Source organism: Streptomyces sp. NPDC058371 (genome assembly GCF_042723265.1).
Lineage (GTDB): Bacteria > Actinomycetota > Actinomycetes > Streptomycetales > Streptomycetaceae > Streptomyces.
The window spans coordinates 543,601-564,118 of record NZ_JBHXJC010000004.1 but is presented as its reverse complement, the minus strand read 5'-3'; the positions used below and the strand labels follow the sequence as shown (position 1 = coordinate 564,118).

The 20,518-nt window shown below is 67.7% G+C and carries 19 protein-coding genes and 1 pseudogene; 11 read left to right on the top strand and 9 right to left on the bottom strand.

The features are described 5' to 3' along the window. A pseudogene (locus tag ACFWM2_RS17295) lies at positions 1–298 on the top strand (hypothetical protein); the annotation flags it as partial. 1 nt (position 299) lies between these two features. Here the strand turns inward: ACFWM2_RS17295 and ACFWM2_RS17290 are convergent. From ACFWM2_RS17290 to ACFWM2_RS17280, 3 genes are all read right to left on the bottom strand, one after another. Further along, positions 300–740, bottom strand: a complete 441-nt coding sequence (locus ACFWM2_RS17290; protein WP_383279726.1) for a hypothetical protein — start codon at positions 738–740, stop codon at positions 300–302. A 171-nt stretch (positions 741–911) separates the two neighbouring features. Beyond that, entirely contained in the window at positions 912–3,194 is a 2,283-nt protein-coding gene (locus tag ACFWM2_RS17285; RefSeq protein ID WP_383279723.1) for an RHS repeat-associated core domain-containing protein, read from the bottom strand. Further along, entirely contained in the window at positions 3,139–3,660 is a 522-nt protein-coding gene (locus ACFWM2_RS17280; protein ID WP_383279720.1) for a bifunctional DNA primase/polymerase, read from the bottom strand. Before ACFWM2_RS17280 ends, ACFWM2_RS17285 begins: the two co-directional genes overlap by 56 nt. A 337-nt stretch (positions 3,661–3,997) precedes the next feature. Here ACFWM2_RS17280 and ACFWM2_RS17275 point away from each other — a divergent pair, with 337 nt between their 5' ends. Next, on the top strand, positions 3,998–4,906 hold the full coding sequence (locus ACFWM2_RS17275) for a hypothetical protein (protein ID WP_383279717.1): 909 nt from the start codon (positions 3,998–4,000) through the stop codon (positions 4,904–4,906). A gap of 153 nt (positions 4,907–5,059) precedes the next feature. Here the strand turns inward: ACFWM2_RS17275 and ACFWM2_RS17270 are convergent, their stop codons facing one another. From ACFWM2_RS17270 to ACFWM2_RS17260, 3 genes are all read right to left on the bottom strand, one after another. Further along, entirely contained in the window at positions 5,060–5,698 is a 639-nt protein-coding gene (locus tag ACFWM2_RS17270; protein WP_383279715.1) for a hypothetical protein, read from the bottom strand. A 124-nt stretch (positions 5,699–5,822) separates the two neighbouring features. Continuing rightward, positions 5,823–6,239 carry a hypothetical protein gene (locus ACFWM2_RS17265; protein ID WP_383279712.1) on the bottom strand — a complete coding sequence of 139 codons (417 nt, stop codon included), beginning with the start codon at positions 6,237–6,239 and terminating at the stop codon, positions 5,823–5,825. A gap of 242 nt (positions 6,240–6,481) precedes the next feature. Then, positions 6,482–6,892 (bottom strand): hypothetical protein, encoded by a 411-nt coding sequence (locus ACFWM2_RS17260; RefSeq protein WP_383279709.1) that lies wholly within the window; start codon positions 6,890–6,892, stop codon positions 6,482–6,484. Positions 6,893–7,432: 540 nt separating this feature from the next. On the opposite strand from ACFWM2_RS17260, the gene ACFWM2_RS17255 reads away from it, so the two are divergent. Further along, the gene (locus tag ACFWM2_RS17255; RefSeq protein ID WP_383279706.1) at positions 7,433–8,743 is read left to right on the top strand and encodes an APC family permease; all 1,311 of its coding nucleotides are present in this window, start codon (positions 7,433–7,435) and stop codon (positions 8,741–8,743) included. Here ACFWM2_RS17255 and ACFWM2_RS17250 read toward each other — a convergent pair. Beyond that, entirely contained in the window at positions 8,656–9,450 is a 795-nt protein-coding gene (locus ACFWM2_RS17250) for a thioesterase II family protein (protein WP_383279704.1), read from the bottom strand. The genes ACFWM2_RS17255 and ACFWM2_RS17250 overlap by 88 nt on opposite strands. Positions 9,451–9,958: 508 nt before the next feature. Between ACFWM2_RS17250 and ACFWM2_RS17245 the strand changes: the two genes are divergently transcribed. The 7 genes from ACFWM2_RS17245 to ACFWM2_RS17215 all read left to right on the top strand — a co-directional run bounded on the left by ACFWM2_RS17245 (position 9,959) and on the right by ACFWM2_RS17215 (position 18,928). Further along, positions 9,959–11,143 carry a LeuA family protein gene (locus tag ACFWM2_RS17245; RefSeq protein ID WP_383279804.1) on the top strand — a complete coding sequence of 395 codons (1,185 nt, stop codon included), beginning with the start codon at positions 9,959–9,961 and terminating at the stop codon, positions 11,141–11,143. Further along, positions 11,143–12,555 (top strand): 3-isopropylmalate dehydratase large subunit, encoded by a 1,413-nt coding sequence (gene leuC, locus ACFWM2_RS17240; RefSeq protein WP_383279702.1) that lies wholly within the window; start codon positions 11,143–11,145, stop codon positions 12,553–12,555. Before ACFWM2_RS17245 ends, leuC begins: the two co-directional genes overlap by 1 nt. Positions 12,556–12,572: 17 nt before the next feature. Next, a complete protein-coding gene (leuD, locus tag ACFWM2_RS17235; protein ID WP_383279801.1) occupies positions 12,573–13,208 on the top strand; it encodes a 3-isopropylmalate dehydratase small subunit in 636 nt (211 codons plus the stop codon). Beyond that, on the top strand, positions 13,205–14,377 hold the full coding sequence (locus ACFWM2_RS17230) for a pyridoxal phosphate-dependent aminotransferase (protein ID WP_383279699.1): 1,173 nt from the start codon (positions 13,205–13,207) through the stop codon (positions 14,375–14,377). The genes leuD and ACFWM2_RS17230 overlap by 4 nt, the downstream gene beginning before the upstream one ends. An 86-nt stretch (positions 14,378–14,463) precedes the next feature. Next, the gene (locus tag ACFWM2_RS17225) at positions 14,464–16,416 is read left to right on the top strand and encodes an amino acid adenylation domain-containing protein (RefSeq protein ID WP_383279696.1); all 1,953 of its coding nucleotides are present in this window, start codon (positions 14,464–14,466) and stop codon (positions 16,414–16,416) included. Beyond that, positions 16,413–17,624 carry a cytochrome P450 gene (locus ACFWM2_RS17220; RefSeq protein ID WP_383279693.1) on the top strand — a complete coding sequence of 404 codons (1,212 nt, stop codon included), beginning with the start codon at positions 16,413–16,415 and terminating at the stop codon, positions 17,622–17,624. The genes ACFWM2_RS17225 and ACFWM2_RS17220 overlap by 4 nt, the downstream gene beginning before the upstream one ends. 131 nt (positions 17,625–17,755) lie before the next feature. Then, positions 17,756–18,928 (top strand): aminotransferase class I/II-fold pyridoxal phosphate-dependent enzyme, encoded by a 1,173-nt coding sequence (locus tag ACFWM2_RS17215; protein ID WP_383279690.1) that lies wholly within the window; start codon positions 17,756–17,758, stop codon positions 18,926–18,928. A 10-nt stretch (positions 18,929–18,938) separates the two neighbouring features. Here ACFWM2_RS17215 and ACFWM2_RS17210 read toward each other — a convergent pair whose 3' ends face one another. Next, positions 18,939–19,472: an Lrp/AsnC family transcriptional regulator gene (locus ACFWM2_RS17210; protein WP_383279687.1), complete on the bottom strand. Its 534-nt coding sequence runs from the start codon at positions 19,470–19,472 to the stop codon at positions 18,939–18,941. A 112-nt stretch (positions 19,473–19,584) separates the two neighbouring features. Between ACFWM2_RS17210 and ACFWM2_RS17205 the strand changes: the two genes are divergently transcribed. Continuing rightward, positions 19,585–20,013, top strand: a complete 429-nt coding sequence (locus ACFWM2_RS17205) for a DUF2000 domain-containing protein (protein WP_383279684.1) — start codon at positions 19,585–19,587, stop codon at positions 20,011–20,013. A gap of 143 nt (positions 20,014–20,156) precedes the next feature. Here ACFWM2_RS17205 and ACFWM2_RS17200 read toward each other — a convergent pair whose 3' ends face one another. After that, positions 20,157–20,441 carry a hypothetical protein gene (locus ACFWM2_RS17200; RefSeq protein ID WP_383279681.1) on the bottom strand — a complete coding sequence of 95 codons (285 nt, stop codon included), beginning with the start codon at positions 20,439–20,441 and terminating at the stop codon, positions 20,157–20,159. Positions 20,442–20,518 lie beyond the last annotated feature (77 nt).

The following is a 20,518-nucleotide window of genomic DNA, read 5'->3' as shown; positions in this document are numbered from 1 at the left end:
CCTCTGCGCTTCCGACGAGGCCTGGGAGTGGCTGTACGAGGGCCGCATCGAGACGAGGAGAGCTCTCCTGCACTCGGAGCCCTGCACGGTCACGATCAACCAGGGCAGCACACGCATCACTTGGACAGCCCGACCAGTGCTCTTCCTGCCGCTAGCGCACCGGCGAGGCCTTGAACTTCCGTCCTGCGCATATGACTTCAAGATGGCAGCATTCATCGCAGAAACGATCAGTACTCCCCGGACCACCCGTGTCCGGCGGCCCGGCTGCGCAGCCGCCGGAGTAATAGTCCCGCCTTGATTTACAGATGAACGGCAGGATCAATCGCTCTTACCACGTGACCTTCTGCGGTCCCTCCCGTGCATTTCCAGACAGCGGCCTCATGGAAATAACCTACATGCAAACCGAGGCCGTGATCGCCACAGATAGGCCAAACCATGCGATGGTGGCTCATCATGAATTCTTGCACTCCTTCCGCCACGGCACCCAGGACGTCTACCCAATCGGGCGTCGAAACCTCTGCGGATTTGATGCGAACCACGCCAACAGGCCCCAGATCCGGGTCGCGCAAGTAGTCGATGTAGCAGAATTCGTCCCCGGCGGCCGCTTCCCCTGTCTCCTCCTCAGCCGACCTGACGACCATCTCAAACGCCGATCGTGCCATGCAAAAGGTTCGCGCGGTCCATGATTCACAGAACTCTGGTTCCGAAATGTCTCCGAGTTCACCGTACAGTTCGGACATCCATGTCAACACCCCCTCCGGTAGCTGCTCCCCGTGCCGCCAGACCGCTCGCAGCATCCGGTCCTGCCAGTCCGAGAAATTCGACATACTCGCCGCCCTCCAATTGCAATAGAAGCCGGGGGAGAAACTGGCCCTCCAATTCTCCCCCGGCGATGATCAACCCGAAGGTCCTCAGGTGAAGAGGCCGTAGACGTTCAGGGTCGGGTTCCTCACGCAGATACCTTGAACGGTGAATTTACCGCTGAATTCAACGTTATCTGTCCAGTCGAACCAGAAGGTCATCCCCATGGCCCTGTACTTCCCGCGATCCGACTCCGGTCTACCTCTCCCGTTCGGAACGCCCCAGGAGCCATGGAAGGTGTATTTTCCCGACTCCAGGTGGCCGTAGCTCTGATTTCTTGCGGCGTTGTACAGCGGAAGGACGATGCTGTACACGAACTTCAGAGAGCCGTACTTCTTCCATATACTTTTCAGCTTCACGTACCAGGTCAGGCTGCACTTTGACTTCCCGGTGCAGTTCCTACTGATGCCCAGCGTGTAGTTCTTCGTCTTCTTTGTCTGGTTGCGGTAGTTCAGCTCACCGCTGGTGTCCGTCTGACCGATCGGGTCACCGGGGTAGATGTAGGCGCTGGTGTTGCCGCCGTAGACCGGGTCGGTCTGGAGGAAGCGGCCGGTTGCCGGATCGTAGACGCGGACACCCATGAGGGTGTACCCGGCCAGGCCGTCGTTGGCTCGCTGGTAGGCGCCCAGGGAGCCGTACTTCGCTGCGGCGGCGGCGTCCAGTGGGTTGCCGTACTCGTCGTAGCGCTGGACCTTGGCGACGGCGGTCTCAAGGTCCAGCTGGACGGAGATGTCACCGTGCAGGTTGGCCAGTTGGAGGACCGCGTCGCCGGTGGCACTGGTGGTGATAGCCAGGCCGCCGGAGAGGTCGGACACATGGCGGCTGACCTTGGAAGCGGAGCCCGCGGTGGTGACTGTCCACGACGGAGTGTCGCAGCCACAGCTGTAGTGGTTCACCGTGGTGCTCGTGGTCGACCAGGTGGTGCCGCTGTCGCTGGTGGTCGCGGTGGCGGAGGAGGCCAGGCGGCCGGAACCGTCCAGGCCCCAGGTGGTACGGGCGGTGCCCACGATCTCGCTCGCCACGAGGTCGTTGGTGTAGTAGGCCAGGGTGTCGCCCGCCAGCTGGGTGGTGCGGCCGAAGGCGTCATAGCTGTAGCCAGCGGCCTTGAAGCGGCCCGCGGTGTCGTACGCGTACGCCTTGGTGGAGGTGGTGGCGGTGCCGTCCGCAGCCGTGAGCGTGGTGGTCAGCGAGGTGCGGTTGTCGTCGGTGTCGAAGGCGTAGGCACGCGAGGTCGTCGTCGTGCCGTCGTCATCGGTGGCCTGGGCCAGGCGTCCGGAGGCGTCGTACTGATAGGCCGTGGACAGGGTTCCGCCGTCGGTCTGGGTGTGGTCGGCCTGCTTGCCGTGGATGGTGTAGGTCGCGACGTCGGAGAGCACGGTGGTGCCCGTGGAGTCCGCGTAGGTCACCGAGGTCTGGTTGCCTGTCGTGTCGTAGGTCTTGGCCAGGGTGTAGCCATCGGGGAGTGATTCACCCGTGAGAGCGCCGTCGGCGTCGTAGGCGGTGGCCGTGGACTTCCCGGCTACAGAGTCGGTGACGGACAGGGCCTGGCCGGTGGTGTCGTCGTATGCGTAGGTGGTGGTGGAGGGCACCGAGCCGGACGCCGTCACCGGGCGGTCGAGGATGTCGTAGGTGTAGGAGGTGGTGTTGCCCGCTCCGTCGCTGTACGAGAGCGTCCGGCCCAAGGCGTCGTATGCCGTGGTGGACGTCTTGCCGTTCGCGGCGGTGGTGGCGACTTGGCCGGTGGGTCCGTCGTAGGTGATCGTGGTGGCCGGGGTGCCCGTTCCGGTGCCGCCGGTGACGGTCGTACCGGTCGGACGGCCTGCCGCGTCGGGCGTGGTGGTGGTCGTGCGGGTCACGCCGTTGGCGCTCTCGGCCTTGGTGACGACCTGGCCCCACCGGCCGTAGGAGTAGACGGTGGTGATGGCCTCGGCGGGGTTGGTTCCACCGCCCGAGATGGTTGCGGCCGGGGCCGTCTTGCAGAGCAGGCCGTCCCACTCGGTCGAGGCGCAGGTGCCGGTGGCGTCCGCGTCGTAGTAGGTGTACACCAGGCTGCCCGCGTCCGAGCCGGACGATCCGGGGGTGCGGGTGGTGGCCACCCGGCCCGTGTCGTCGTAGCTGGTCACCAGGCCGGCGGACTCGCCGCCGCCCGTGGTGGTCAACTCGGCCCCCGTGGACCAGTCGTAGGTGGTGGTCGTGGCCCTGGCCTCCGCGTCGGCGGCGTAGCCGGCGATGACTGCACCCGTGGTGGAGGAGGTGACCAGCTCGGAAACCGCCGCGTCAGCGGGGGCTCCCTCGTCGTAGGCGTAGGAGGTGTGGGCACGAGCCGGAATCACCGTGCCGGCCGCCAGGGTTGACTCGGCGGTGGCACCGGTCAGTTTCTCGGCCAGGGGGGTTCGCCTGCGGTCGCCGGGTCGGAGCTCTCAGCCACTGATACCGGTAACCGGCCATGGGCATCGGGCCGGGGACAACGACCACGGACTTGGTGTTCAGGTATCGGTAGCAAGGTGGGGTCTGCGTCTCTCTACCGAGGTAATGAGTGAAGGATTTCTGGCTGTCGGAGGAGAGGAAGAATCCGACGCAACGAGCCTTGTGGTCCACCAGAGCAGGACCGAACGGCGCGACTCGGCGGAGCAGTTGGTCGAAGGTCTCCAAGCCAAGACGCTCGTTCACCACAACTACGTCGAAGAGCCGGCCCGTCGGCAACATGCAGGGCCTGCACGGATCCTCCGTCCAGACCGCTCGGCACTTCTCCGGATCATCGGCCGCCGCGGAGAGCCACTCCACTCCCCTGCTGGTCATCCTTTGCACCGTCATCCCACCTCGATCGGAGTGCGTTGCGGCTTCGGTGCCGCTGTGACTCCAGAGTGGGGCGCCTAGCCTGACCAGGGCAGATGACAAGCGTGGACGAGGGATGACGTGTCAGCGCATGATGCGTCATCCCTCGTCACCCCGGTCTCGGGGACGATCTCTTTAGTCGCCTGCCACAGACGGTGACGGGTGCGTACATTCGATGCCCGGAACGAGTCGTCGTACCAACACCCGTGCAGGGAAGGAACGGACACGTCCCCCGATGGAGTCGATCAGCGTTCACTTACGTGAGGCCCGCACAGGTCGAGGGCGGAGTCAGCCGAGATTGGTGCGCGAACTGCGCCAGGCTGCCGCTCGGCGTGGTCATCAACTTCCGTCGGATGCGAGCGTCAAGCGCCGTATTGCCAGTTGGGAGAACGGGCACAGTACGCCGGATGACTTCTACGGCCCGCTCCTCTGTGACGTCTACGGGGTTAGCGCTTCGGAACTCGGGCTGAGCCACAGTTCGCAGCAGGACTCCGCCCTCTTGGACGCCGGCTACCCGGCCAGTCCGGATGCGGCGATCCAAGCCGTCGGGAACCTGTGGCGAGCGGACCTCAACCGGTACGAGCCTTTGTTGGAAGCCGAGCCATCCGAGCCGACGTGGAGTGAAGCGTCCCTTCGCTGGTTGGTGGCTCCCGAGCCCGCGATTCCCCGTCCACGCGCAGAGGGTCTGCGTGTTGGGCTGGGTGACGTCGCCGCCGTCAAGACCACCGCGGACATGTTCGCTCGGCTCGACGACCAGTTCGGTGGGGATCACGCGCGCCATGCCCTAATCCAGTACCTCAGTAACGACGTTTTGCCGATGTTGCGAGGGAAGCACACGGAGCAGGTAGGGCGAGCCCTCTTCTCAGCTGCCGCTGAAGCAACGCTGCTTGCCGGCTGGATGTCCTACGACTCCTGCCATCCCGGCCTCGCTCGGCGGTATTTCCTCCAGGCACTCCGGTTAGCCCAGGACGCCAACGACCGGCAACTTGCAGGGAGCATCCTCTCCGCGATGAGTCACCAGGCCACGTTCCTCGGTCAGTACACACACGGCGCGACACTCGCCCGAGCCGCGCTCATGGGCATTTCCCCGGTGGCCACGCCGACCCTGCGTGCCCAGTTCCACGCCATGGAGGCCCGCGCGCTTGCGCGTACCGGTGACGTCGCCGCATGCGAGGCTGCGCTGAGCGCGGCGCTCCGCCCGATGTGTTAGCTATCTCGCGGAGTTTCGACAGAACCTTTCAGCGACGAGCGACAACGCAACTTCGCGAGAATTTACAGAACAGGTCAGCGAGCACAGACCATGGGGGGCCTCCGCGCTCGAACGAAATCTCTGATTCTCACCTCAGAGAGAGTTCCGGGAAGTTCAGAGCACCGTGAAGCTGTCCTTAACCACGCTGTAAGTCTTGAGCGCCTGAACCTCGACGTCAGCCTGATACCAGGTGTTGATCTGGTACGACTTACCGTAGGCATTGAAGCCGAGAAGCAAGGCGTGCCAGTGCACTCCTTGCAACTTGAAGGTGTATTCCCAAACAACCGCGGGCCAGCCACGGAAAGTGGCCTCTAGAAAACGAATCTTCCGATAGTCCCCGGCCTGGGGGACATTACGCTCGGAAGCCTCCCAGGTCTGCATCAGGTCACCTCGGGCCGGTGAAGACTTGGCCACGAGTTCCTGATTTCCGGCCGGGGAAGTGTAGTGCACCTCGGTCCCCGTCTTCAGATCCCGCCTCCAACCCTTGGGCGTGACCCACGCGTACCCTCCAGCCTCCGTGTGTGCTCCAGCTGGCAACGTGGGTGCGGCGCCGATGACCACAGGCGACGCCGCTGCCTTCTGGTCGTTCAAAAAGAACGAAGTGCCGAACCCGGCCCCAAAAACCAGAAGTACGGAAGCAGCGACGACCAGCCAATTCTTACGGACTGGAGCGACGATGCTTCGGATTTCTGTGGCTGAACTGTTCCTTGAGTTCCCAACCGAGGCTTTTACAGTCAGTTCGATGTCGAACAACGAGGCAAGGTACCTGCGCCACAGAACTCGGTCCTTGTATCGACCGTTTCCGATGAAGTGGTCCAGTGATTCAAGGTTTTCGTTCCTGGAATCAGTCAGAGACGCCCAATAGCGTTGGCGGAGATTACTCACGGCCGACCTCCGCTCCATCCGGCAAAGTCGCGGACTGCTGGGCCGGCTCCAGGGCCACAACGGCGCTGCGACTCCCGTTTATCGCCGCTTGGACGGTCTTTGCGCTGCCAAGTTGCCGCAACAGCGCCGGAGCAGAGGCTCCCACCGCGACCGCTGCGAATGCTCCAGTCAGTTGCGGGGAAAAGATCCATCCGGCGCTTGCACCCAGAGAGAGCCGAGTGAGTGCCGCCAGTGCATCGGACGGTGCGTCGATGTACTTGCCGAGCGGCGGTAGCTGATCTCTCGTCTTGTTCTTCGCCAGGGCGCGATGGCGAGCCGCCTGCCATGCCGCGATGCGCCCGTAGAAGACCACTATCTCCACGACGAGGCCGCCAAGTGCGCCACAACTTACGCACGTCGTCCACTGCATGGCCTCCCCCTGGGCAATGCCTATAGCTCAGTCAGCACAGCATTCCAGAGCGGAGGTTTGTCCGGGAAGGTAATGGACCGGAACCTCTTGTGATCTTTTGCGGATACTTGATCCAAGAGGGCGGAGTCCCAGCGCGCTTCACCCAGCCGCATGGCCGCGTAGTACAGGCACCCGAAGAATGCCCGCAGCCGTCGGCCGCTCGCACGCTCGTAGCCACCCACGTAGGTGAGCGCAGTGAGCAGCTACCGAGGCTGCCGAGGGTTGACCACCACCCGACGGTCAACCTCCTGGACCGCCCGCTTGCCCCGTTTGCGCCGCATCCGGCTCAGCGGGTTGGACGTGAGGTGTTCCAACTCCACCGGAAATTCGAGTGCGTTGAAGACGGACGCACGGCGACGCCGGTACGTCCGGGTCGCCGCAGGCTTGCCGTCGAGCCTCCGCCCCAACCCGTCGATCAGCTCATGCACTCGGTCGATCTCCTGCAACTCCCCCACAGGGAGCGAGGCCTTCTCGATCCACCACACGGCCGCCGCGATCTCCTCCGGCTGCCGCTCCCGGCGAGGAACCGGCAGGACGTACGAGCGCAGCGCCCGCCGCAGTACCTCGGGAGCAGGCCCGCCCCGCCCTGGTTTTACGAGGAAGCACAGCACCACGTGGGCGAACGCGCTCGGCGCGACCTGTCACGAGGGGCGAGTTCGCACGGTCTGCGGTCCGGCCGGGTGGATGCGTTGTTCCTGTTCGGTTGAGGGCTGCGGCATCCACGTTCGGTTGAGGGCTGCGGCAGCGGGGTTCGGTCGAGAGCTGCGGCATCCGCGTTCGGTTGAAGGCTGGGGCATCCACGTTCGGTCGAGGGCTGCGGCAGCGGGGTTCGGTCGAGAGCTGCGGCAGCCGGGTTCGGTCGAGGACTGCGGCATCGGGGGTCGATCGAGAGCTGCGGCAGCCCGGTGCGATCGAGGACTGCGGCAGCAGGTTGGTGCGAACGAATGGTCGGAGTTGGGCACCTGTGACCGCCGTATGGCTGACGCGGGCCTTGATCAGGGGGGCTCTCCGAATGTTCGTACGATGCGCGTTCGTGATTTGTGGATCGCTCCTTAGACTCCCAGTGCGAATGTGGAGCAGGCGCGTTCCCGGCCGTGGTCAGGGGCGTGCAGCACGGGGGAGGAAGCATCCATATGCACGGGGGACGCTTGGGTTTGGGGCAGGGCACTGCCCTGTACATGGGGGCGGTGCTGGGGCCGGGAGTCCTGGCGCTGCCCGCGCTGGCGGCGGCTGCGGCGGGCCCCGCCTCGATGATCTCGTGGGCGATTCTGCTGGTTCTGAGCATTCCCGTCGCCCTGACGTTCGCCACGTTGGGCGCCCGGTATCCCGACGGCGGTGGTGTGTCGTCCTTCGTCGCCCGGGCGTTCGGTCCCCGGGCATCGGCCTGTGTGGGCTGGCTGTTCTATGCCGCGGTGCCGGTCGGGGTGCTGGCCGGCGCGCTGGCCGGGGGCAACTACGTCGCGGAGATACTGGGGCTGGCGCCGGGCGCCGAGTACGGTGCGGCGGCGCTCATTCTCGCTCTGGCGGTCGCGGCGAACTTCGTCGGTCTCCACGTGTCGGGCCGACTGCAGCTGGTGCTCGTCGGCCTGTTGGTCCTGCTGCTGGTGAGTGCGACCGTGTTCGCGGTCCCGCACGTCGAGTCGGCGCACTTCACCCCGTTCATGCCGGACGGCTGGATGTCGGTGGGCTCCGCTGCGCTGGTGCTGTTCTACGCGTTCAGCGGATGGGAGGCGGCCAGCCATCTCTCCGCCGAATTCGCCGACCCCCGAAGGCACTTGCCGCGCGCCACGGCCATCACGCTGTCGTTGGTCAGCGTGCTCTACCTCGGCCTGTCGTTCGTCACCATCGGTGTGCTCGGCGACAGCGCCGGCGCGTCCGAGGTGCCGTTGATGACGCTGCTGGACACGGGGCTCGGCAACGGCGCCCGTGGGCTGACCGCGGCGGCCGCGATATGCCTCAGCCTGGGAGCGGTGAACACCTTCATCGCCGGGGCGGCCCGGCTGGGCGCGGCCCTGGGCCGGGACGGGGCGTTGCCGGCCTGGCTGGCGAAGGGGGGCAGCGCGGGCCAGGTTCCGCGGCGCAGCCTGTCGGTGCAGGCCGTGCTCATCGGGGTGCTGACGCTCGTCGCATGGCTGGTGCCCCTGGACCTCGATCCGTTGATGCGGGCGACGTCGGCGTTTCTGGCGGCGGTCACCGCCGCGGGGATGGCCGCCTCGCTGCGGCTGCTTCGACGCGGCACGCCGCTGTGGTGTGCCGCGCTCGTAGCCGTCGTCTTCACCGTGGTGGTCATGGCGTTCAGCGGATGGCTGCTGATCCTGCCGTTGCTGGTGGGGATTGGAGCGATCCTGTACGTGCGCTCCCGGCGGTGGACGGTTCCTCAGGCCGAGGAGCTCGAGTTCGCGGTGGATGTCGCCGCGGCGGCGACGAGTTCACCGAGTGCGGTCTCGGGCTCGGAGCGCTCGTAGAGGTAGAAGTGGCCTCCTGGGAAGCCGCGGTGCAGCGGCGGCGCGGTGCAGCTTTCGTCCCAGCGGGCCAGCTCCTGCGGTGAGACCGTCGAGTCGTCCGTCCCGTACCAGACCTGGTGCGGAATTGCTGTCGGTCCGTCCGGCAGGGGCACGTATGTGTCCGCAAGATGAAGGTCGTGTCCCAAAAGGTCGACCGCGATCTCCACGAAATCCGGATCGTCCAGCAGTTCCGGTTGGATTCCGCCGAAGGTGCGCAGGTCGTTGAGCAGGGAGTCCTCGCTGCGGACGGTGAAGGGCCGCTTCGGCATGGGCGCGGTTTCGGCGGTGGATACGGCCGATCGGGATGCCGACACAATTACCGTGTGGAGAAAGTTGTGCTGCGCGGGCGGAAGCAGGCCGGCGACATTGTGGGCGAACAGAGCGCCGAGACTGTGCCCCAGCACGATGGTCGGTCTGTCGACGACCTCCGTCGCGTCTTCCACGAACCGGGCACAGGCCTCTGAGAAATGTGCGGCGGGGCGTTGATCGGTCTCACCCGACCGGCCGTTTAGCTCAAAGAGGAATGCCTCGCATCCGGCAGGAAGCCTGCGAGCCAAGGGCAGGAACGACAAAGCGGAACCGCCTCCGTGATGAAACGCGAGAAGGCGAACCGGAGCATCTCGCTCCCCTTCCCGGTAGTAACTCTTGACCTTCTCCACTGCGGCCATGTCCGCTCCTTTCACAAAGCGATGTCGACTCTGCCACTTACCGCGGTGGAGATGTCAAGGGTTCCGGAAAAAAGTCCCCGCACTTCATCTCGTGGCCACATTGCCGCTGGCTGGAAAGAGCCGCTTACACGACAGAGTTAAATGCGTCACCCAGGAAAATCGTACCGCCCGTCCGGTGCTCGGCAGGAAATACTCCGCCCGCTCGCCACGGATGCTCAAATATTTGACTTGCGTCCGGAAACCGCTGGTCACAGGCGCGGGTTGCCCTGGCTCTGCGACAGAAACAATTCAGTCAATTACGCGTCTCGGGCCCCCGTCGGTGCGCCTGGGAGGCGCGTCACCTCACAAATTATTGATGGACTGGCGCAATCAGCGTGTTGTACGGTGATTCTTGTCGCTATGTGGCTACTCCAGCCACCCATCTCGCGTTCCGTTGGAGGCCACGCACGGTTCGACTCATTCGGACAGCCCTTCGCCGCACAGAGAAGTTCATAACGGGAGGATTTCTATGCAGCAGGAAAGTGCCGCGCGCCGAATTACCGTCTTCGACACCACTCTTCGGGACGGCGAACAAGCCCCCGCTAATGCCATGAGCCCGCAGGACAAACTTAGGCTCGCGCTTCAGATCGAAGCGCTCGGTGTCGATTCGATTGAAACCGGATTCCCGGCTTCCTCGCCCAGTGAATTCGAAGCCACGAGGCTTATTTCACAGAATTTGACCAAGGCCAAGTTCGTCACCTTCTGCCGTGCGGTGCGCGCCGACATCGATAAGGCCGTCGAAGCCGGCGGTGTCGATCGGCACGAAGTTCAGGTAATGGCCACGGGAAGCGACCTGCATCTGAAGCACAAGCGGCAGATTACGCGTAAGGAGGCCATCGACGAGGTCGTGGACGCCGTCTCCTACGCCCGCAGTCTCGGCGTCGAGTCCGTCTCCGTGCCCATCGAGGACGCCAGCCGCGGGGAACGCGACCTGCTCCGCGCCATTACCGTCAGCGCCGTCGAGGCCGGTGCCGATTGTTTCGTGATCGGCGACACCTCCGGATGCATGACGCCCGAAGAATACGCCGGCCTCATAGCCGACTTCCGTGAATGGGCCCCTTCACCGGTCCGTATCTCCACCCACTGCCACGATGACTTCGGCCTCGCGCTCGCCAATGCCGTCGCAGGCCTCAGGGCGGGAGCCGACGAGGTCCAGGTGACGCTCGGCGGCATCGGAGAGCGGGCGGGCAACACCGCCCTGGAGGAATTGGCCGCTCTTCTCGCCTACAAGGGCGAACAGCTCGGCCTGCGCACCGACATCAGGACCGAGGGTATGTACGCGGCCTACGCGACCCTGCGCGACATCATCCGGCTCGAGGAACCCCGGAACAAGGCGATCTTCGGGACGTACGCCTTCGGTACCGCGGCCGGCGTCCACCAGCAGGGGGTCCTGCGGAACCCGGCCACGTACGAGTACGTCGAGCCCGCCCGCTTCGGCCGGCAGCGCTCCATCCTGATCGGCCGTCACTCCGGGCGTTCCGTACTGCGTCACCTCCTGGACGAACTCGGCGTCAAGGTGGACGAGGACCGGCTGACCGAGCTCTACCGCGACCACGTCGCGGAGCGCGTGGGCGGCGACTGTGACGAACTGTCCGTGGTCAAGGAGCGGCTGGCGCGCGAGCTGGGCGCCGTTCCCGTCGCCACGGAGGTCTGATGGGTCGCCCGCGCACCCTGGCCGAGAAGGTCTGGGAACGGCACATCGTGACGCCCGCGGCCGATGCCGCGGTGACCGAGGACGACCTGCTCTACATCGATCTGCACCTCATGCACGAGGTCACCTCGCCGCAGGCCTTCGACGGCCTGCGGTTGACGGGCCGGCAGGTACGGCGCCCCGACCTGACGCTGGCCGTCGAGGACCACAACGTCCCCACGGACACCACTGAAGTGCGCGATCCCATCGGGCTTCTCCAGCTCGAGACGCTGCGCCGCAACTGCGCCGAGCACGGCATCCAGCTGTACCGGATGGGCGATGACCGCCAGGGCATCGTGCACGTCATCGCGCCTCAACTGGGCCTGGTCCAGCCGGGGATGACCGCCGTGTGCGGGGACAGCCACACCTCCACGCTGGGGGCCTTCGGGGCGCTGGCCTTCGGGATCGGCACCAGCGACGTCGAGCACGTGCTGGCGACCCAGACGCTGTCCCTGTCCCGGCCGCGCACCATGGCCGTGGAGTTCACCGGCAGCCTGCCCGCCGATGTCACCGCGAAGGACCTGATCCTCGCCCTGATCGCCCGGATCGGCCCGGGCGGCGCGCAGGGGCACGTGCTGGAGTACCGGGGCGAGGGCGTACGGACCCTGTCCATGGAGGGCCGGATGACGATGTGCAACATGAGCATCGAAGCCGGCGCCCGGGCGGGGATGTTCGCACCCGACGAGGCGACCTTCGCGTACCTGTCCGGACTGCCGCACGCTCCGACCGGCCGGGCGTGGGAAGAGGCCCTCGTCCTGTGGCGGTCGCTGGTGACGGACCCGGGAGCGGTGCACGACCGCACCGTAACGATCGACGTCTCCGCCCTCTCGCCCCAGGTGTCGTGGGGGACCAACCCCGGCCAGACGGTCCCCGTCTCGGGCACGGTCCCTTCCCCCGACGAGTTCGCCGACGCGGCGGAGCGGGCCGCGGCCCGCCGGGCCCTGCAGTACATGGGCCTCACCGCCGGCACCCCGATACGGGACGTGTCCGTCGACGCGGTGTTCCTCGGGTCGTGCACCAACGGCCGGCTGGAGGACCTGCGGGCCGCGGCCGACGTGCTGCGCGGGCGGGAACTGGCCGAGGGGGTCCGGATGCTGGTGGTCCCGGGCTCCGCCGAAGTGCGGCGCCGGGCCGAGGCGGAGGAGCTCGACCAGGTGTTCAAGGCGGCGGGCGCCGAATGGCGGATGCCCGGCTGCTCGATGTGTCCCGGGCTCAACCCGGACCGCGCCTCGGGACAGGAGCGGGTCGCCACCACGTCCAACCGCAACTTCGAAGGACGGCTGGGCGGCCAATCCAGGGTGCACCTGGTGTCTCCTGCCGTCGCGGCGGCGACAGCGGTCGTCGGCCGCCTGGCCGGCCCTGGAGACCTGACATGACCTCACTGTCCGGGGCACTGCAGCCTCTTGTCCACCATGTCGGCCGAACGGTGCCCCTGCGCCGCAGCAACGTCGACACCGACCAGATCATGCCGGCCGAGTTCTGCAAGCGCGTGGCGAAGTCCGGGTTCGAGGACGCGGTGTTCCACCGCTGGCGCGCGGAGCCGGACTTCGTCCTGGAGCGGCCCGAGCGGGCCGGCAGCAGCGTGCTGCTGGCGGGCCCCGACTTCGGCACCGGAAGTTCGCGCGAGCACGCGGTCTGGGGTCTGCGCGACTGGGGGTTCGTCGCCGTCCTGTCCGCACGGTTCGGCGACATCTTCCAACGCAACGCCCTGAAGAACCAGTTGCTCGCCGTCACCCTGCCGGAATCCGTGATGGAGACGCTGTTCGACGCCTCCGAGCGCGATCCCTCCTTCGAGGTCGCCATCGACGTCGAGGCACTTCAGGTCCGGGCAGGCGGCCACACCTGGCCGTTCGAGCTGGAGCAGCGGACACGGTGGCTGCTGCTCCACGGCTACGACGACATCGCCGTCACCCTGCGCCAGGCGGACAGCATCACCGCCTACGAGACGGCACGCCCGCACTGGATGCCCGCGCTGCCTTCGCTCCGCGAGCCGGCCGCTGCCGTCCGCACCGCTCAGGAGGGGACATGACCACCACTGTTCCACCCGCCGCGCACCTCCCCCGCGGAGCCGCGCGCCTCAACGGCCTGCCCGCCGGCTCGCTGGCGCAACTGCTGCACCTGGGACGGGAATGGGGCGCCCTCGACCTGGCGGGAGGCGTGCCCGGCGCACCCCGTCCGCCCCGGGCCGCCCTGGACGCCGCCGTCCGGCAGCTGCGCGAGGGCGACCAGCAGTACGAGGACACGAACGGCAACGCGGAACTGCGCGCCCAGCTCGCGCAGCGGCTGCCCTACCCGGTGGACCCGCGGACCGAGCTGACCATCACCACCGGCGCCTCCGAGGCGCTGTCCGTGGCCATGCTCGCCACGGTCGATCCGGGCGACGAAGTGGTGCTCCTGGAACCGTTCTACGAGAACTTCCTCGCGGCGCTGGCCCTGGCCGGCGGCGTGCCCCGCTTCGTGAAGCTGCGGGCGCCGGACTGGCGCTGGGATCCGCAGGAACTGGCGGCCGCCTTCGGGCCCCGTACCCGAGCCGTCGTCATCAACTCCCCCGCCAATCCCACCGGCCGCACCCTGACCCGACAGGAGCTGGAGGAACTCGCCGGGCTGTGCGAGAAGTGGAACGTGAGCGTGATCTCCGACGAGGTGTACGCCCCCTTCGTCTACGACGGGGTGCGGCACGTGTCGGCCGCGCAGGTCCCTGGTCTGCGGGAGCGCAGCATCGTGATCGGCAGCCTGTCGAAGGCGCACGCGCTCAGCGGCTGGCGCATCGGTCATCTGCATGCCGGTGAGCGGATCACCGAGCGGCTGCGCGCGGTGCACCTGGCGACCAGCTTCAGCGCGAGCGGGCCGTTGCAGCGGGCGGTGGCCGCATCCGGCATCCTGCAGGACGCCGCGTGGAATCCGGCCGCGGAGCTGGAAGTGCTGCGGGACCGGACGGTGGCCATGTTCACCGCGGCCGGGCTGCCGTGCCGGGCGCCGGAAGGCGGCTGCTACGTCATGGCCGACATCAGCCGGATCACCGACGAGGACTGCGAGACCTTCGTGCGGGAGCTGGCCGCGCGGCGTCGTGTGCTGGTCGTACCGGGGCGATGTTTCTTCCGGGACCACACCGCCGACTCCGGTCACGTCCGCATCGCCTTCAACAAGAGCCACGAAGTGCTGGCGGAAGGCGAACGCCGACTGGCCGACGGTCTGTGACGGCGCTGCCGGGGCCGCCGACACCGGCCCACCGGCAAGCCCGTCCACTCCCGTCCTTTCCCGTCTTCTCCCGACGAGAGACTGTGATGACTGAAACGATCTCTGACCTGTTCACCCTGATACGCAACTCCGATGACGTCCTGAGCATGTGGCCCGCCGCACGGCCGCTGCCCGCCGGCTGGCAGCCGGCGGGTTTCCAGGGCAGCCGCGAGGCGTGCGTGACGCACGCCGACGCCCTCTCCAGCGAGCCGCAGGTGCCCGAGGCGGCGCCCGGCAGCCCCGGCACCCTGCTGGAGCTGTTCCGCACTACGGCGCGCCGGCACCCCGACCGCTCCGCCGTGAGCGACGACAGCACCCGGCTCACCTATGCGGAACTGGACGAGCAGTCCGACCGGGTCGCCGCCGCCCTGCTGGAGCGCGGCGCCGGAACGGGCCTGCGCGTCGCGTACTACCTGCAGCGCGGCGTGCCCGTCTTCGTCACCCTGCTCGGCATCCTCAAGACCGGCGCCGCCTACGTGCCGGTGGACACCCGCTATCCCGACACCCGCCGCGACCTGATGCTGAGTGAGAGCAGGCCGGTCCTGGTGGTCACCGATCCCGGCGGGCGCGAGCAGCTGGCCGGCGGCGGGGCGGACGCGGGCGTGTGGGAGTTCGACCTCGACGACGTGCCGCCCGCACCGGCGGCACTGGGCGACGTCCACCCGGCGTACGCCGCCTGCGTCCTGTTCACCTCGGGCTCCTCCGGCACGCCCAAGGGCGTGGTCCTGGAGCACGGCAACATCGTGCACTTCGCCACGAACAGCGCGCTGCCCGCCCTGACGCCCGAGGACCGGGTCGGTCACGTCTCGAGCCTCTCCTTCGACGCCTTCCATTTCGAGACGTGGTGCGCCTTCGCGGCGGGCGCGGAGATCGCCGTCCTGCCGACCATGCCGGACCTGCTCAACGTCGACCTCGGCAGGGAGCTGCGCAGGCGCCGCATCACCGCCATGCTGGTGCCGACCATGGCCCTCAACCACGTGGTCGCCGAGGACCGTGAGACGTTCGCCTCCCTGCGGGTGCTGCACACCGGTGGCGACGTGATCCTGCCCGAGGCCTGCCGACAGCTGCTGAAGAGCTCGTTCTCGGGAGAGCTGTACAACCTCTACGGCCCCACCGAGGGGACGACCGCCTGCTCGGCGCACCACGTCACCGAGGTGTCCGACGGCGGCGAGAGCGTGCCCATCGGCCGCGCGCTCACCGGCACCACGCTGCACGTGCTGGACGCGGACCTGAACCCGGTGGACGAGGCCACGGTGGGCGAACTCCACATCGCCGGCCCGGGTGTCGCCCGCGGTTACCTGGGCAAGCCCGGCCTGACCGCCGAGCGGTTCCTGCCCGACCCGTTCGCACAGGGCGGCCGGATGTACGCCACCGGGGACCTGGTGCGCCGCGAGTCCGACGGCACCCTGCGCTACGTGGGGCGCGCCGACGACCAGGTGAAGATCCGCGGCTACCGGGTCGAACCGCGTGAGGTGGAACGGCTCCTGAGCCGCCATCCACAGCTTCGCGACGTCGCCGTGCTGGCCGCGGGTACCGGATCCGACCGCCACCTGGTCGCCCTGGTCGTGCCGCACGACGAGCTGTCCATGAAGGACCTGCGCATCTACGCGCAGGAGGAGATGCCCGACTTCATGGTTCCCGGCTCGCTCGTGCGCGTGGCGGAGATCCCCGCAAACGACCACGGCAAGCGGGACACCCGGCTGCTGGCCGCCATGGTCGAGGACCATCTGCGCCACCGGGCGGAGCACGTGCCGCCACGCGACGAGACGGAGACCTACCTGGCGGAGCTGTGGGGCGAGCTGCTGGCGGTCGAGGGGGTCGGCGTCCACGACGACTTCTTCGCCCTCGGCGGCAACTCCCTGCTGGCCTTCCGGATGCAGCGCCGGCTGGTGCGCCACCTGGGAGTGGAGATCAGCGCGCGGGAGATCCTGACCACGAGTGAACTGGGTGCCCTGGCCGGCATCATCCGGACCAAGCGCGAGGAGCCGGTGACCGTATGAGCACGGCAGTGACGATCGATCTGACCGATCCGGACGCCTTCATCGCCGGGCGCCACTACGACATGCTGGCCTGGCTGCGCGAGCACGACCCGGTGCACTGGCACGCCATGGAGGGCGGCGGGTTCTGGGCGGTGACGCGCTACGACGACGTCGCGCGGCTGTACAACGACCACGAGACGCTCAGTTCCGAGGGCGGCCCCATGCTGGGCGGCTCCTTCCGCAGCCAGGCGGACCCGTCCGCGGGCCGGATGCTGGTGGCGTCCGACCCGCCGCGCCAGCGCCACATCCGCCAGGTGGTGCACCGCGCGTTCACCCAGCGCATCCTGCAGCGGGTGGCCCGCCAGGTCAACGAACTCGTCGAGGCCGCGGTGGCACGCGCCCGGGCGGACGGCGGCTGCGACTTCGCCACGGACATCGCTCCCGAACTGCCGGCCGGTGCCGTCATGGCGATGATGGGTGTCTCGCACAGCGCGGCGCGGGAACTCATCGACCTCACCCGCAAGATGATCGGCTTCCGCGACCCCGTCTATGTCGACACCTCCGACGACGAGCGGCTGCGGCTCGCGGTCATCCAGGCCGACATTTTCGAGTTCTTCGCGGAGATCGTCCGCGAGCGCCGCCGCAATCCCGGGGACGACCTCGTCAGTTTCCTCATCGAGGCGGAGCGCAACGGACGCCCCTGGCCGGAGGAGGACATCCTCTACAACTGCATGAACGTCGCGGTCGGCGGCAACGAGACGTCCTCCTACACAGCCTGTTCCGGACTGCTGGCCCTGCTCGAGCACCCGGAGCAGTTGGAGCTGCTCCGCAAGCAGCCGGACCTGATGGACAGTGCCGTCAACGAGATGCTGCGGTGGAGCTCCACCAACGCCTACGTCATGCGGGTGGCCACAGCCGATCAGTGGATCGGCGACCGCCAGGTGCGCAAGGGCGACTCCGTGACGCTGTGGAACGTCTCGGCCAACCGCGACGCGGCCCAGTTCGAGCGCCCCGACGTCTTCGACGTCGCGCGGACCCCCAACCGGCACCTGGCCTACGGGGTCGGCATCCACCGGTGCATCGGCGCGATCGTCGCGCAGACCGAACTGGGCATCCTCTTCCGGCACCTGACCGATCCTCAGTTGCAGATCGAGACGTCGGGCCCGGTCCGGCGGCTGCGGTCCAACTTCATCCAGGGTGTGACCCGCATGCCCGTGACGCTGGGCTGACCAGCGCGGCCGGGGCGTGCGGCAGAGCGCCGTACGCCCCGGCCGCCGTCGTCCTTCTCTCCCGTCCGTCCTCTTCCCCCTGCCGGACCGACGACGGTCCGGCTCCGCATCACGAGGAGCGTGTCGCTGACATGTCCGTACGCTGGACACCCGCGGAACGGATCGGCCACCTCGGGACGTCCATCTTCACCGAGATGACGCAGCTCGCCGAGCGCACCGGTTCGATCAACCTCGGCCAGGGAGTCCCGGAGCTGGCCAGCTCCCCGCAGATCCTGCGCCATGCGACGCAGGCCATCGAGGCGGGGCGCAACCAGTACCCGCCGGCGACCGGTCTGCCCGAACTGAAGGAAGCGGTGGCGGCCCACCGGCTCGCCAGGACCGGAGTCGCCTACCGGCCCCAGGACGAGGTCCTGGTCACCACCGGGGCCACCGAGGCGGTCGCCGCCGCGCTCCTCGCGTTCTGTGACCCGGGGGACGAGGTCGTCACCTTCGACCCCTGCTACGACGCCTACCCGGCCGGCGCCCGGATAGCGGGTGCCCGGGTGAGCCCCGCCGCGCTCACCGTCACCCCGGACGGGTTCGCGCTCGACCTCGAGGCCCTGCGCGCGGCAGTGGGCCCGCGCGCCCGTGTGCTGCTGCTCAATTCACCGCACAACCCGACCGGCAAGGTCTTCACGCCCGAGGAGCTGGCGGACATCGCCGCCGTGTGCCAGGCACACGATCTGACGGTCGTCACCGACGAGGTGTACGAGCACCTGGTGTACGACGGCGGGCGTCATGTCTCGATCGCCTCCCTGCCCGGAATGCGGGAGCGCACCCTGGTGATCTCCTCGGCGGGCAAGTCGCTGAACGTCACCGGCTGGAAGATCGGGTGGGCCTGCGGCCCGGCCCGGCTGGTCGCGGCGGTGGCCTCGACCAAGCAGTTCCTGACGTATGCGTCGGGCACTCCGTTCCAGGCCGCGGTGGCGGCCATGCTGAGTTCGGGGACGGAGTGGGTCGAGGGTCTGCGGGACGACCTGGAGCACAACCGGAACGTGCTGGCCCAGGGGCTCCGCAAGGCCGGGCTCGGGGTGTTCCCAGGGGAGGGCGGTTACTTCCTGCAGGTCGACGTACGGTCGTGGGGCTACGAGAGCGGCACCGCCTTCTGCCGTGAACTCCCGCACCGCGCGGGCGTGGTGGCCGTGCCGACGAGCGCCTTCTACCAGAGCTCGGACGCGCCCGACTGGCTGGTGCGGTTCGGCTTCTGCAAGGGCCAGGACGTGCTTCAGGAGGCGGTCCAGCGCCTGACGGCGGCAGCCCGCTGACCTGATGGGTTCAGTCGTCCCGGTCCGCTTCCTTCGCGGGCCGGGACTGGCGTGCTTTGCGGCCGCGCGGCCCGGCAGCGGGCGACACGTCCGGCAGCGCGGACATCAGCGACTTCGACGCATGACGGAAGATCACGATCGTCCTGAATCCGACGATCTCGCGCCGCTGGCTGAGCCGGTCCATCAGGAAGGCGTGCAGGGCCTCGTTGTTCTGCACCGCGACATGGATGAGGAAGTCGTCGCTGCCGGCCACCACGAAGACGCCGACGACCTCCGGAAGGCTGGCGACCGATTCCTCGAATGCGCTGATCACGGCCCGGTTGAGGGGTCTGACCTGCGCGGCGACGAAGGCCTGGTAGTCCCGGTTCAGCGCGGCGAGGTTCAGCTCTGCCCGATAGCCGGTGATCACGCCCTGCTCCTCCAGCACCCTTACGCGCTCGAGCGAGGTGGAGGGGGCGACCCCGACCTGGCGGGCCAACTCACGGTTGGACTGCCGAGCATTCAGTTGCAGATTCCTGATGATCGCCGCATCAAGTTCGTCCATGTGCCGCATTGTGCCACCGGAGCAGTCAAACGTTCGGAGGTTCTGCAATTCAGCGATTCATCCGGCTACCCTTTTCACGGAAGACAGACTGGTTTGACGACGAGTGGGGCGCATGACCAAGCAGACGAAAGTGACTCTTGTCCTCCGGGACGACCTGCCCGTGTCGCATGCGGTGAACGCGTCGGCCGTGCTCGCCCTCTCCCTCGGCGGCCGGCTCGGGTCGTCCCTGGGCCATGACGGGGAGGACGCCTCGGGAGGTGTCCACGCCGGGCTCAACACCCACCCCATCCCCGTCCTCTCCGCCTCGGAAGCCGAGTTGAGAACGCTGCTCGAACGGGTGGGCGCCGCCGACGAGGTCCAGCTGGTCGCCCTGAACGAGACGGCCCGCCAGGCCCGCGACTACGACACCTATCTGGCCGAGCTGAAGACGACCCCGGCCAACACCCTCGAGTACCTCGGAGTGATCGTCCACGGGCCGAGGAACAAGGTGTCCAAGCTGACGCGGCACCTGCCCCTGATGGGAGCATCGGTCGCCTCGTAACGCCGCCGACCGGCCCTCTGCGCCCCCGCGAACTCCCTGAGGAGCAGCACCGCTTCAGGGACCCGCCCCCTTTGACTGCTGCGCCCACGGCGAATCCCCCGTGCCGTGGGCGCAGCTCTCCCTCCGGCGCAGCCGGCCCCGGCCTACCAGGCCACGGGCAGCTCCCGCACTCCGTACACCAGCATGTCGCCGCGGAAGCGGAGCTCGCTGTCGGGGACCGCCGTCCGCAGCCCGGGGAACCTGCGCGGCAGCGCCGGGTAGGCGATCTGAAGTCCGGCGCGCGCCAAGTTGGCGCCCAGGTACTGGTGCGTGCCGTAGCCGAAGGCCAAGTGCCGCCGGCCGTTGGCCCGTTCGAGGTCGAGGCGGTCGGCATCCTCGAAGACCTCCCCGTCGCGGTTGGCCGAGTCGTTGGCGCCGGTGGCCGTCACCGGCGCGGATGCGCCGGCCGGCGATCTCGACGAGTGAAAGCCTCGACACGGCTGGAGGCTCAAATCAATGGTTCTGC